Origin of the sequence: uncultured Amnibacterium sp. (assembly GCF_964244015.1) — a bacterium.
Classification (GTDB): Bacteria; Actinomycetota; Actinomycetes; order Actinomycetales; family Microbacteriaceae; genus Amnibacterium.
On sequence record NZ_CAXTHO010000018.1, the window covers coordinates 1,676 to 15,571 of the forward strand.

Annotated in this window: 6 protein-coding genes; 3 read left to right on the forward strand and 3 right to left on the reverse strand. The window is 70.0% G+C overall.

Features of this window, described 5'->3' with window-relative positions; all coding sequences use genetic code 11:
* Nucleotides 1-268: 268 nt before the first annotated feature.
* A complete protein-coding gene (locus ACFE67_RS03790) occupies nt 269-5,023 on the reverse strand; it encodes an RHS repeat-associated core domain-containing protein (protein WP_375405542.1) in 4,755 nt (1,584 codons plus the stop codon).
* Nucleotides 5,024-5,385: 362 nt separating this feature from the next.
* Between ACFE67_RS03790 and ACFE67_RS03795 the strand changes: the two genes are divergently transcribed.
* The 3 genes from ACFE67_RS03795 to ACFE67_RS03805 all read left to right on the forward strand — a co-directional run bounded on the left by ACFE67_RS03795 (nt 5,386) and on the right by ACFE67_RS03805 (nt 11,639).
* Complete coding sequence (locus tag ACFE67_RS03795; RefSeq protein WP_375405543.1) at nt 5,386-7,488, forward strand: alpha-1,4-glucan--maltose-1-phosphate maltosyltransferase; 2,103 nt, start codon at nt 5,386-5,388, stop codon at nt 7,486-7,488.
* Between the two features lie 23 nt (nt 7,489-7,511).
* Nucleotides 7,512-9,737, forward strand: a complete 2,226-nt coding sequence (glgB, locus tag ACFE67_RS03800) for a 1,4-alpha-glucan branching protein GlgB (RefSeq protein WP_375405544.1) — start codon at nt 7,512-7,514, stop codon at nt 9,735-9,737.
* A 441-nt stretch (nt 9,738-10,178) separates the two neighbouring features.
* Nucleotides 10,179-11,639: a sugar transferase gene (locus tag ACFE67_RS03805; RefSeq protein ID WP_375405545.1), complete on the forward strand. Its 1,461-nt coding sequence runs from the start codon at nt 10,179-10,181 to the stop codon at nt 11,637-11,639.
* A gap of 14 nt (nt 11,640-11,653) precedes the next feature.
* On the opposite strand, the gene ACFE67_RS03810 is transcribed toward ACFE67_RS03805, so the two are convergent.
* Complete coding sequence (locus ACFE67_RS03810) at nt 11,654-12,631, reverse strand: co-chaperone YbbN (RefSeq protein ID WP_375405546.1); 978 nt, start codon at nt 12,629-12,631, stop codon at nt 11,654-11,656.
* Between the two features lie 5 nt (nt 12,632-12,636).
* Nucleotides 12,637-13,878, reverse strand: a complete 1,242-nt coding sequence (locus tag ACFE67_RS03815) for a hypothetical protein (RefSeq protein WP_375405547.1) — start codon at nt 13,876-13,878, stop codon at nt 12,637-12,639.
* Nucleotides 13,879-13,896: the final 18 nt, after the last annotated feature.

A 13,896-nucleotide genomic window follows, 5' to 3' on the forward strand; every position in this document is an offset into this window, starting at 1 on the left:
TGCCGGACTTCACCCGCTCCCCATTCCCACCATCACCGGCAGAATACGACTGCGCTGCTACCCGATATCATCGCTGGTCTTACCATCGCAGCCTAACCGCCAAGCCCTAGCACTCCAGCGATTATGAGGCTCACTCCGAGAGCAACGAGCACTAGAGCGAAGGCGTCTCCGGCCGCCCGGTACTTACCAATTGGCTGACGAAGACCCGCAATATAAACTACGCTGAGCACAATCACGCTTGCCCCGGCAATAAGGTACTCAGATCTCATTAGCAGCCGGCAATCCAAAGTCCTAGACCGCCAGCGGCGCTGATCAAGCCAGCAATTGCTGCGACAACAACCCCGGCGGACGAGTTAGCCTGCCCGACGACTGGTACCGCATTCGCTCCGGCGGTGATGACAGTGTAAGCAACAGCCCCAGCGGCGACCGCACCCCCCACAGCTGCAGCTCCGCCGTAAATTCCGCACAGCACACCCTTAGATAGGGCACCAGTCGGGTCATTAAGGGTCGATGGGCAATTGCCGCCGTAGATATAGTGCGGGTCTTGTCCGGTGGGGTCGTGTTGGGTGAAGCGGCCTTGTGCGGGGTCGTAGTAGCGGATCCCGAGTTTGATCAGTCCGGTGGCGGTGTCGGTGTACCCGGCCCCGTACCGGTACGGCTGACTCGCCCCGGACGCCTCGCTCGAAGTCAGCGTCGCCCCGAACACCGAGTACGTGTACGAGTGCGTGACCGTTCCGTCCGCCTTGACCAGGTTCCGCACCGAACCGACATTGTCGGCAAACGGGTAGTACTCCGCCGCGGTCGCCGCGTTCGCACCGATCCGGACCGCGATCAACAGCCCGTCGGGGTCTCGGACCGTCCACCTGGACATGATCCCCGACTTCGACCATCCCGGAGCCGGCGACAACGGAGTCACCGCGAACGACGTCGCACCGCTGCCAGTGCCGGACTTCACCCGCTCCCCATTCCCACCATCACCGGCAGAATACGACTGCGCGATCGCACTTCCGCCGGCCGGCGTGAACGACGACGCCTGATTCTGCGCCCCGTACGACGTCGCCAGGCCGACACCGGACATCGCCGACGTCTGGTTTCCGTTGCCGTCATACGAGAACCCGCTCCCCGCCAGGGCTGATCCGGTCGGCGACACCCCGGACGCCGAGGTGAGCTCGTTGCCGCCGTTGTAGGAGTAGGTCGCCGCAGCCGACCCCGACGAGCAGGTCGCCGATACCGAGTTCAGGTACTTCGTGCGGTTCCCGGCACCGTCGTAGCAGAAGCCCTCGAACCCGGTCACCGCACCACCAGCAGTCGGCGCAGTGGACGCCTCGGTCAAACGGTCGAGTCCGTCGTGTCCGTAGGTGGTGGTCTTGCCCGTCAGGGCGTCGACCGCCTGGGTCACGACTCCGGTGTCCTTGTTGGGGTTCGATCCACTGGAGGGTGCCGCGGAGTCGCTATACGTGTAGGCAAGGTTCAACCGCTGCGTGGAGGTCGAGCCGGACGTGGTGGAGCCCACGACCTGCTGCAACCGGCCCGCGTCGTCCAGGTTCGTCGCCAGGGTCTGCCCGCCCGGGTACCGGGTCGAGGTGCGCCGTCCGTCGTCATCGACGCCGAAGAGCACGCACTTCGTCGACGCCGCACCCGGAGTCGTGAGGCTCTGCCCACTGCACGACCCACCAGGCAGCGCCAGCGAGGTCAGCTGATTCGCCGTGTTGTAGCCGTACTTCACCACACCACCGGCATCGGTGTACTCCGTGAGACGCCCGAGCGCATCGTACTTGAGGTTGATGGTCGCCTCGGGCGTGATCGTGCCACGCAACCGGCCGAGGTCGTCCCGGAGGTAGCTCGACTGTCGGTCGGGGCTCTCGGAGTCCGCCGGATACTCCTCGACGGCGCGCAGCCAACCGTTGCCGCGCTCCTCACCGAAGGACTTCGACACGACTCGGCCGTCGGAGTACAGGGTGTAGGTGAGGCGGTCCATCGCGTCGTAGCCGTAGATCGTGGTCTGCCCGCGGCCGTCCGTGGTCTGGGTGAGCCGGGACAGGTCGTCGTACTCGTAGGTCTGCTCCTGCTGCGCAGACGGAGTCCCGGGCAGCATCGTGGTCAGCTGGCCGAGCTCGTCATATCGGTACGCGGTCCGGTGCGCCGTCGTCGCCGCGGCCGAGGAGCCGACGACGTAGGCGCCGTCTCGGGTCTCGCACAGCACGCCCGGCTTCGTCGCCGTCACCGTCCCGCTCACGGTGGGTCCGCAGTCGACCGTGCCGCCGTAGTCGGGGTCGGTGTTGCCCTGGTAGAGGTTCTGCACCGTCACTCCGCCGCGCGTCACGGTGGTCTGGTTGCCGGCGGTGTCGTAGTCGTAGTCCGTCGTCGTCCCGCGAGCATCCGTCGAGGTGGACACGTCGTAGAGGCGGACACCGGAGCCGTAGGTGTTCGCGATCCCGGCGCCGGTCGGGATACGGCTGCTGCTGAGGTTCCAGGTGGCGGCCGAGGCGTCTCCAGCGTCGTCGTAGGTGTTCGTCGAGGTCTGTGCGGTCGACCCAGCACCCGCAGTGGCGCCGGTGGTCGTCAGTGCGTCGTCGTTCGGCGTGTAGGTGCTCGACCGCTTCTTGCCGCGGGCGTCGGTCACCTCACCGACCCGGCCGCGACCGTCGGATTTGTACGTCGTGACGTTCCCGTTCGGGTCGGTCACCTCTGTGCTGGTCGCCGGTGCGCCGTTCGAGCGATCGAAGGTCCCGTAGCTGAACGACCACGTCGGGTTCCCCTGCGTCGAGGAGACGCGCTTGACAGTGAGCACCCGTCCGTCACCGTCATAGGTGAGCTCGGTGCGCTGCCCCTCGGGCACCGTGATCGCGGTGACGCGGTCGTCGGCGTCGTACTCGTACTTCGTCTGACCGCCCGCGGCGTTGGTCTCGCTGACCAGACGGCTGTTCGTCACCGTCACGGTCGGGGTGCGGTTCGTCACATCGCTGGACCACGAGTTGAACGAGCCGAAGTTGGCGATGTCCAGATCACGGCCACGGGTGTCGGTGACCGTCCGCAGGACCAGGCGGTCGTTGTACGGCAGCCGCGCTGAAGCGTCGTAGGTGAAGGTGATCTCGTTGCCGTTGCGGTCCTTCACCTTCGACAGCCCGAAGTACGCGTCACCGGCTACACCGATGTCCGTGAACGTCTGCTCGACCTTGGAGCGACGTTCGGTGAGGGTGTAGGTGCCGTTCCCGTTGTCCACCAGGTCCGCGTCGAGTCCGGTCGGCCGGATCCAGGCGCCGTCCAGCGCCCTGTAGAACGTCCAGTCCGCGCCGCTGCCGTCCCGGTAGAACAGCGACCCACGGTACGGCTGCAGGCCGACGCCGCTGAGCGAGTCGACCCACCGCTTGCCGTAGACCCCGAGCGCAGCGCTCGTGACGCTGTTCGAGGTGTGCGACACGTCGAGATCGAGCCCGAGCCCGGCGATCCGCAGCTGCCGGGTCGTGACCTGCGCGTTGCCGGTCGCCGGGTTCACCCGAACGCTCGTCGCGTCGTCCAAGTCCGTCGACACGACCGCGGTATTGCCCTTCCGGACACCTGCGCGCGGGTTCCACTCGATGGACAGCGAGGTCTGGTCCTCGCTGGTCAACCGCACGGGCGCACCGCCGGTCTCGGCTTCGGTCTTCTCCAGCTCGAAGCCGTTGTAGTCGGACGTGCCCTCGATCCAGCGCTGCACGGTCGCCGCGACGTCGAAGGTGACATCGCCGCCCGTCGCCGGGTCGACCGTCGTGCGGGCGACCGCCGGCCCCCGGTCTCCGCCAGGGGTCGACCAGGAGACGCCGTCACCGTTGTCGGTCCACGTCGCGCCCTGTCTGAAGTACCGCGACAGCTCCCGCACGTCCACCGATGTGGTTGCGGTACCCGAAACCGGCGTGACCTCGACCTTCAACTGCGCCTGCGCGATCTGCGCATCAGCCGGGATCACGTCGAAGAGGTCCGGGTAGAACAGCAGCCCCCGCTCCTGCTCGCCCGTGCTCGAGTCCCAGGACAATGGGATCGGCAGGCTGCCACACGCCGAGGTGGACGGAGACGAGCCGGAGATCGCGCACCCGATGATCGACGCCGGGAACTCGATCGTCGGGTCTACCACCACGGGCCACACCCGCTGCTCAGCACTCAACCACGCCTTCGACGGCGTCACGGTGACCAACCGGTCGCTTGTCCCATCCGCCTTCGCCAGCTCCACCGCCACCGCATCCGAGTGCGCTCCATGAGCGTCGTCCATGAACGGGGCGGGCAGTACGAAGACGGTCTTGCCCGCGTCGCGCACGCGGATCACGTCGTGCGACTCGGTGACGGTGAGCCCGTCGGCGACCTTCAGGCGGTAGCTCCAGGAGGATCGGGAGTCCCGCGACGCGAGCGTGACCGTCTCCTTCAGGCCGGTGGGAGTCGCCAGCAGGGCGAGGTCCGAACCGGGCAGCGCATCCTCGAACGTCACCGTGTCACCGTCGGCCGAGCCGACCGACTCCTCCGGCCGCGCCCCCACCCGCGCACTCGACGGCGCAACAGTCGCGGAACCCGACGGTTCCGACCCCTCGGCCACCAGCTCCATCGACACCCAGCGGCTCGGATCCTGCCCGTCGACCAACCGGACCGGCTCGTTCAGAACCTTGGGCACAGCGACCTCGTAGCCGGTCGACACCGTCCGCCACGTCGAGCCGGTGGCCGGGACGAGCTCGGTGTCGACAGGCTGCCACTTCCCGGCCGCGTCACGGACGTTCAGCGGCTGCGGCGAGATCCGCGTGATCCGCGTACCGCTCGACGGGTCGACGACCGTCGACGAGTTCGCGGTCCGCAGCGCACGATCCTCGACCCGCTTGCCGGACGGCGTCGGCTGCGCCCGAGCCGCCGCCTCCAGCGCCGCCTTCCGAGCCGCGGAAAGCCCCGTGTAGTGATTGCTGTCCGGCTGCAGTGGCTTCGCGCGGCCCACCGCCTCAGCCGCCGGCGAGACGACAGCCGCATCCGCCGGGGCAGCGAGCGCTCCGCTCAGCAGGACTGCCACGACCGTACCCATGGCCACAGCGGCCGGGCGCGAACGCGGAACCAGAATCACCCGGACCGCGCCCGCTCGCGACGCCCGAGGACGCGGTGAAGCGAATCGCCGTCCCCGGCGTGCGACGGATCCCTTCTCGAACCCGGAACCACTCGTCATGCGCTCGACCACAGCGTCGTCCCCATCGAGCCCCGAGCAGACGCGTGGGTCGCGTTCCCCCGGCTCCGGACTCGGGCCCATCCTGCTGCCCTCGCACACCGGGCGCACCACCCCCGTTCGGGAAACGGGCCCGCCCCACGAGTCCTCGTCCGCGCCGTCCCGGTCGAGCCCCCGTCGCGTCCCAAGCGCCTTTCAACCCGTGCTCGTATGGTGTGCACGTGGCTGACACCCAGGCAGCAGGGGGCGACGGGCCCGCCCCGAAGCGACCGAGAACGGCGGGCAACCGCGCGACGCCCGGGCGCCGCGCGACCAAGAAGCCCGATCCGTGGACTCCGGTCCTCGGCCGGATCCCGATCCTCGAACTCTCCCCGCAGCAGCCCGACGACCTCTGGCCGGCGAAGGCGTTCGACGGCGAAGTCGTCCCGTTCTCCGCGACGGTGTTCAAGGAGGGCCACGACGTCATCGACGCGGCGGTGGTGCTGACCGCGCCATCCGGCCGTGCCGTGCGCCGCCCGCTGCTGCCGATCAACCCCGGCCTCGGTCGCTGGTCCGCCTCCGTCCAGGTCGACGAGGTCGGGGCATGGACCTGGCACGTCGACGCCTGGCGGGACGACTGGGGCACGTGGCTGCACGACGCCGGCATCAAGATCCCCGCCGGGATCGACGTGGAGCTGATGTTCGAGGAGGGCGCGCGGCTGCTCGAGCGGGTGGCCGACGAGGACAGCCGCGGTGCCGACGCCGCGGCGCTCCTCCGCGACACCGCCGGTGCGCTCCGCGACCGCACGTCCGACGCGCCGTCGCGCTGGCAGATGGTGACGGCCGGGCGGGTTGCCGACGCGATCGCCGTCGCGCCGATCGCGAGCCTCGTCACGAGCGGTGCGTCCCGCACGCTGCGCGTCGAGCGCCTCCGCGCGGGATACGGCTCGTGGTACGAGTTCTTCCCGCGGTCGGAGGGCGCGGTCCGCCACGACGACGGCTCCTGGACCTCCGGCACGTTCCGCACGGCCGCGATGCGGCTGCCGGCGATCGCGGAGATGGGCTTCGACGTCGTCTACATCCCGCCGGTGCACCCGATCGGGACGACGAACCGCAAGGGCCCCAACAACACGCTCGTCGCGGGACCGCACGACCCGGGTTCCCCCTACGGGATCGGGTCGGCCGCGGGCGGGCACGACGCGATCCATCCCGACCTCGGCACGGAGGCGGACTTCATCGCCTTCCTCGCGAGCGCCAGGGCCCTGAAGCTCGAGGTCGCGCTCGACATCGCGCTGCAGGCCTCCCCCGATCATCCCTGGGTGACGAGCAACCCGGAGTTCTTCACGACGCTCGCCGACGGCACGATCGCCTACGCCGAGAACCCGCCGAAGAAGTACCAGGACATCTACCCGCTGAACTTCGACAACGACCCGGCGGGGTCGTACGCCGAGATGCGCCGCATCTTCCAGGTCTGGATCGATCGCGGTGTCCGCATCTTCCGGATCGACAACCCCCACACGAAGCCCCTCGGCTTCTGGGAGCGGTTGATCCACGACGTGAACGCGTCGGCACCAGATGTCATCTTCCTCGCGGAGGCGTTCACGCGACCGCCGATGATGCGCGGCCTCGCGAAGGTCGGCTTCCAGCAGAGCTACACCTACTTCACGTGGCGCAACACGAAGGAGGACCTCACCGACTACCTGGTGGAGCTCTCCCAGGAGACGGCCGACTACATGCGGCCCAACTTCTTCGTCAACACGCACGACATCCTCACGCCGTACCTGCAGTTCGGCGGGACGGCGGCGTACAAGGTGCGGGCCGCGATCGCGGCGACCTCGGTGCCCACCTGGGGCATCTACTCCGGCTACGAGCTCATCGAGAACGTCGCGCGGCCGGGCTCCGAGGAGAACATCGACAACGAGAAGTACGAGTACCGGCCGCGCGACTGGGCGAAGGCCTCGATGTTCGGCACGACCCTCGCGCCCTACATCGCGCGATTGAACGGGATCCGCCGGGATCACCCGGCGCTCGTTCAGCTGCGCAACATCCACTTCCACTGGACCGAGTCGGAGCACCTGCTCGCCTACTCGAAGCACCTCGACGCGGAGTTCACCGGCACCGGTTCACCCGACACGATCATCGTGGTCGCGAACCTCGACCCGCACGGCGCCAGAGAGACGATCGTGCACCTCGACCCGACCGCGTTCGGCCGACTGCCGGACGACACGTTCACCGTGCGCGACCTGATCACCGGTGCGCGCTGGGAGTGGGGCGCCGACCCGTTCGTCCGGCTCGACCCCTACGCCGAACCGGTCCACATCCTCCTCGTCGAGGACTGACGACCATCCTGGAGGCTCGTCCCATGCCCAAGAACACCCAGAAGGAGGACCCGATCGCCGAGACACCCATCGCGCCGGTCCCCTCGGACGAGGTGCTGGCGCAGATCGCCGAAGGCACCCACTCCGGACCCCACTCCGTGCTCGGCCAGCACCCCGTCCACGACACGGAAGCCGTGGTCATCCGTGCGCTCCGGCCGTTCGCGCGCGAGGTCGTCGCGGTGCTGGACTCCGGTGCCCGCATCGAGCTCGGGCACATCGGTGCCGGCGTGTGGCAGGGCGTCTCGGTGGCCGGGTTCCAGGACTACCTGGTCGAGACGTCGTACGAGGACGCACCGACCTGGACCGCCGACGACCCGTACCGGTACCTGCCGAGCGTCGGCGAGGTCGACCTGCACCTGTTCGGCGAGGGTCGGCACGAGCGCCTCTGGGAGATGCTCGGCGCCCACCACCGCGAGCTGCACGGCGTGCACCGGGCCACCTGGGGCACCTCGTTCTCGGTCTGGGCACCCCACGCGCAGGCGGTGCGCGTGATCGGCGACTTCAACGCGTGGGACGGGCGGCTGGCATCGATGCGGCGGCTCGACGCCAACGGCGTCTGGGAGCTGTTCCTGCCCGGCCTCGACCCCTACAACGCGTACAAGTTCGAGATCCTCACCCGCGCGGGCGAGTGGATCGAGAAGGCCGACCCGATGGCCAGGCACGCGGAGCAGGCGCCCGCGACCGCCAGCGTCGTCACCGAGAGCTCGTACCGCTGGGGCGACTCCGGCTGGCTGAGCGCCCGCGCCGCGTCCAACCCCGTCGACCAGCCGGTCAGCGTGTACGAGATGCACTTCGGCTCGTGGCGCCAGGGCCTCGGCTACCGCGAGGCGGCCGACCAGCTCATCGACTACCTGCACGAGACCGGGTTCACGCACGTCGAGTTCCTGCCGCTCGCGGAGCACCCGTACGAGCCGTCGTGGGGCTACCAGGTCACCGGCTACTACGCGCCGACGTCCCGGTTCGGGCACCCGGACGACCTCAAGTACCTGATCGACCGCCTCCACCAGGCGCGCATCGGCGTGTACCTGGACTGGGTGCCCGGCCACTTCCCGAAGGATGCGTTCGCGCTCGCGAAGTTCGACGGCGAAGCGCTCTACGAGCACAGCGACCCGCGGCTCGGCGAGCACATGGACTGGGGCACGCTGATCCCGAACTTCGGCGACAGCCAGGTGCGGAACTTCCTCGTCGCGAACGCGCTCTACTGGCTCGACGAGTTCCACGTCGACGGCTTGCGGGTCGACGCCGTCGCCTCGATGCTCTACCTCGACTACTCGCGCGAGCCGGGCCAGTGGGTGCCGAACAAGGACGGCGGGCGCGAGAACCTGGAGGCGATCGGCTTCCTGCAGGAGACCACGGCGACCGCCTACAAGCTGCACCCCGGTGTGGTGATGATGGCCGAGGAATCGACCAGCTGGAGCGGCGTCACGCACCCCACCGACCACGGCGGGCTCGGGTTCGGGCTCAAGTGGAACATGGGCTGGATGAACGACTCGTTGCGCTACATCGCCAACGACCCGATGTGGCGCAGCTACCACCAGGACGAGCTGACGTTCTCGTTCGTGTACGCCTTCAGCGAGAACTTCCTCCTGCCGATCAGCCACGACGAGGTCGTGCACGGCAAGGGCTCGCTCATCGGCAAGATGCCGGGCGACCCGTGGCAGCAGCTCGCCAACGTGCGCGCCTACCTCGCGTTCCAGTGGGCGCACCCCGGGAAGCAGCTGCTGTTCATGGGGCAGGAGTTCGGTCAGCGCAGCGAGTGGAGCGAGCAGCGCGGGCTCGACTGGTGGATCCTCGACCAGCCCGCCCACCGCTCGCTGCTGGGCTTCGTCTCGCAGCTGAACCGGGTCTACCGGGAGAACGCCGCGTTCTGGCAGCAGGACACCTCCGCTGCCGGCTTCAGCTGGATCGACGGCGCCGACGCCGCGAACAGCGTCATCGCGTTCCTCCGCTGGGACGGCGACGGCAACCCGGTCGCCTGCATCTTCAACTTCTCCGGTCGTCCGATCAGCGACTACCGGATCGGGCTGCCGTTCGCCGGCACCTGGGAGGAGCTGCTGAACAGCGACGCCGGCGAGTTCGGAGGGTCCGGTGTCGGCAACTACGGCTCCGCGGTCGCCGAGGCAGAGCCGTCGCACGGCCAGCCCGCCTCCGTCGTGCTGACGCTGCCGCCGCTCGGCGCCCTCCTCCTGAAGCCGAAGGCCCGGAGGTAGCGGCCGGTGCTCATGGCTGCGCCGCCGCCGCTGCGGCGCAGCTGCCGTACCGGCGGGCCTGAACGGCCCGGTGCTCATGGCTGCGCCGCCGCCGCTGCGGCGCAGCTGCCGTACCGGCGGGCCTGAACGGCCCTTCGGCTGACGGCTCGAGGGCCTGCTTCTCCACGCGCGTTCTCTGGTTGTCGTGATGCGGTCGCTATCTGCGGCGCGTCCAGCGCCGCAGTGAATGCAATGGACCCCGAACTGGGGTCCGCACTTCTGAGGACACGGCTTGTCTGCCGGTCCTCCGTGGTAATAGCGTCGAAGCACCCCCACGGCGGGCCCGTCGCTCCCCAGCGACTCGGGTGCCGCCTGCCCGACATGGAATCGTCCCCGCGACTCCCTCCCGGACCGACGCGCACCCGAATGCCGCCGGTCCAGGTCCGAACCCCCACAAGGACCATGACCGCCTCCCCCATCACCCTCCGCGCTTCCGCGACGCGCGCCGCGACCGCCCGCCGCTGGTCGCAGCGCCTCGCGCTCCAGCTCGCCGCGACGGACACCGCGATCGTCGCCGCGACCGTGCTCATCGGTCACCTCGCGCTCTTCGGCACCGCCCAGCGCGTGGCCACCAACGCCGAGTACGCCGCCGTGCTGCCCTACCCGGCCATCTCGGTCGGACTCGCCGTGCTCTGGCTGGTCGCGCTCGCCGTCGTCGACTCCCGGGACGAGGACGAGATCGGGACGGGCACCACCGAGTACCGCCGCGTCATCCGTGCCGGCGTCGCCACCCTGGTGATCACGATCGTCGTCGGGTTCTTCCTCGGCGTCGACCTGTCCCGCCTCTGGGCGGGCGCCGTCGTCCCGGTCGGTACCGCGCTGCTCGTCGTCGGCCGGTCCGTGTGGCGCCGCCGGCTGATGGCCCGCCGGGCTGCCGGCCTCGACTCGCACCGCGTCGTGCTGCTCGGCTCGACCGAGACGGTCGTGCGCACCGCGCTCGACCTCGCCCGCCAGCCGGGTCACGGGTACCGCGTCGTGGGCGTCGCCCTGACGGACGGCGCGACCGAGGGCACGATCGCCGGCCTGCGCATCGTCGGCGACGTCGACGACGTGCCGGACGCCCTGCGCGCCCTCGACGCCGACACCGTCATCGCGACGAGCAGCGACCACCTCTCGGCCGAGCGCATCCGCGACCTCGCCTGGCACCTCGATCCCCGCCACCACCTGGTGGTCGTGCCCAGCATCACCGACGTCGGCGGCTCGCGGATCCACCTCCGCCCGGTCGCCGGCCTGCCCCTGATCCACGTCGAGACGCCCCACCAGGCCGGCATCGGCCGCACGATGAAGCGGCTGTTCGACGTCGTGGCGTCCTGCGTGGGCCTCGTCCTGCTCGCGCCGGTCCTCGCCGTCATCGCGCTGCTGATCAGCCGCGACTCCGAAGGCGGCGTCTTCTACCGCCAGGAGCGGATCGGTCGCGACGGCGAGCCGTTCTCGATCCTGAAGTTCCGCTCCATGTCCGCCGACGCCGACCTGCGCCGAGCCGACCTCACGACCGATCTCGGCAAGGGCCTGTTCAAGATGGCCGACGACCCGCGGATCACCCGGGTGGGCAAGGTCCTGCGCCGCTACTCGCTGGACGAGCTGCCCCAGCTCGTCAACGTGCTGCGCGGTGAGATGAGCCTCGTCGGCCCCCGCCCGGCGCTGCCGTCCGAGGTGTCCGAGTACGACCGGCGCGAGCTGCGCCGCCTCGCCGTCACCCCGGGCCTCTCGGGCCTGTGGCAGGTCAGCGGCCGGTCCGACCTCGAATGGGCGGACGGGATCCGGCTCGACCTCTACTACGTGGAGAACTGGTCGATGACGCAGGACCTGCAGATCCTCTGGCGGACGGCCAAGGCCGTGACCAGCTCCTCCGGCGCCTACTGAGCTGCGGCGCGGCGTCAGTACAGCAGGGTCGCGAGCCGCCGGCGCGCGGCGCCCACGCGGGCGTCGTCCGGACCGGTGAGCGCGAAGAAGTCCAGGAGGCGGGTGCGGATCACCGTTCGATCCTCGGCGGACGCACTCGCGAAGGCGTCGAGCAGCCGGTCGAACGCGTCGTCGACATGGCCGCCGGCGATGTCGAGGTCGGCCACGGCCAGCGCTGCCTTCGCGTCCTTCGGATCACCGGCTGCGATCGCCCTGGCGTCCTCGGGCACCGTGCGGAGCCGGTCGAGCAGCTCGACCTGCGCCAGCGCGGCGACCGCGGCGACGTCGCGCGGATCCTGCGCGATCGCGGTGCGGAACAGCCGAGCGGCCTCCGCGTAGTCCTGCTGCTCGATCGCGGCGTACGCCTCCTGGTGCAGCGGCGGCAGCGGCGCGGGCTCGGGCTCCGCAGGCTCCCCCTCCTGCACCGCCGCCCCCGGCACGACGCCGGTCACGCCGTTCTGGACGGCGAGCTCGAGCACCTGCTCGAGCAGCGGGGCGAGCTGCTGCTCCGGCACCACCCCGGCGAAGAGCGGTACGGGGCTGCCGGCGATCACGGCGACGGTCGTCGGGATGGACTGCGCCTGGAAGGCCGCCGCGACCTGCGGGTTCGCGTCGGAGTCGACGATCGCGAGCAGGAGCCGGCCCGCCGCCGCCTCGACGGCGTCCCGGAGGATCACGACGAGGTCCTGCGACGGGGTGCTCCAGGTCGCGACCAGCGCGACGATGACGGGGACCGTGCGGGACAGCTCGATCAGCTGGCCGAACTCCGCGTCACCGACCTCGACGACGAGGTTCGAGCCGGTCGCCGGCCCGCCTCCCTCCGGCGCGCCCCGTCCCGGGGAGGTCGCCGGCCGGGGCGGTTGCGCGGTCTGCTGGTTCTGCCGGGCGACGAGGGGAGAGAGGTCGATGGCTCCTCGGAGCCCACCGGGAGGGGAGGCGGGAACAGCGGCCACGGTCGTCACAACTCCTTCGCGGAAATCAGCCCTTGATCGTAGCCGAGCAGGACGACGGGCTGGTTCGAGCCGGCGGACGGCACCGCGAACAGCAGCTGGTAGCCGTAGACCGCTCGAATGCCCTTCAGCGTCGAGCTCGTCTTCGAGAGGATCTTCGTGTTGCCGCTGGGGTAGATGGTGACCCCCTTCATGCTCGGCTTCGTCGTCTGCTGCTCGTTGAGCTGCACCGAGACGAGGGCACCGGAGGCCGCGGTCGACAGCGCGATCACCGAACCGGCGTCGGAACCCAGATCCTTGTAGGTGATCTTCGCGGTCCCCGCCTTCTTCGCGATCTTCTTCTTCACCGCCTCACCGACCTGCCGCGCGAGGTCGTCACCCTGCCGGAACTGCTTGGCCTTCGCGCTGCTGCTGTCGGTCAGGAGCACGCCGTAGTCGGCCGCGAGCTGGCCCGGCTCCACCTCGAGCACCGGGGTGCCGGCGTCCAGCCGCTTGGCGCCGTCGAGCGCGGAGGGGAGATCCGGCGGGTTCGCTCCGGCGACCAGCCGCATCGCGTAGTGCACCTTGTACGCCGAGCGAGGGTCGTTCTGGACGAGCGCCACGGCGACCGGCGCGATCCGCTTCGAGGTGCCGTCGGTCACGGTGGCGAACAGCGTGCGCGGCCAGCGATCCGTCGCCTCGGGCAGGATCAGGTTCATCACCGCGTGAGCGGCCGGGATCGAAGCCGGCAGCGCGGCCTTCTTCTGCTTCTTCTTGATCAGGTACGCGGCTTTCCGCAGCTCGAGCGCGGGACCGGTGAACCGCGTGGCCAGCGTCCCCGCGTCGAGGTCCTCGTCCGCCGTGGCCGCGACGGTGGCCGCGTCGTGCACGATCCTGGTCGCCTGCGCCTCGGTGGTGGAGGCCTCGACGGGCGTCGTCGCCGCGACGGCCGGGCCGGCGGCCGGCGCCAGGAGCGCACCGGCGAGCACGACGGCACCGGAGAAGCCGAGGGCCGTCCGGGGCCGCACGCTGCGCCGACCGCGGCTCGGTGCCGGCGCCGCCGAGGCAGGGCGCTGCGGGCGGTACTTCGGCGGCTGCGGCCGCTTCTGGCTCCTCGTCGGCGGCTTCCGGCGCGGGCCTCGCTGCCGACGCACGTGGACGAGCGCCCACACGTACAGCAGCAGGCCGACGAAGATGGCCCCCACGATGGTGCCGAAGACGTTGGGTCGGCGCCGGTTCAGCACCGCGAAGCCGATGAGCGCGGCCGCCACGGCATCGAGCAGCAGCGA

What these genes read in the sequence shown, in the direction of transcription:
- glgB (WP_375405544.1), top strand. Translation starts at nt 7,512, where the DNA reads ATGCCCAAGAACACCCAGAAGGAGGACCCGATCGCCGAGACACCCATC.
- ACFE67_RS03805 (WP_375405545.1), top strand. Translation starts at nt 10,179, where the DNA reads ATGACCGCCTCCCCCATCACCCTCCGCGCTTCCGCGACGCGCGCCGCG.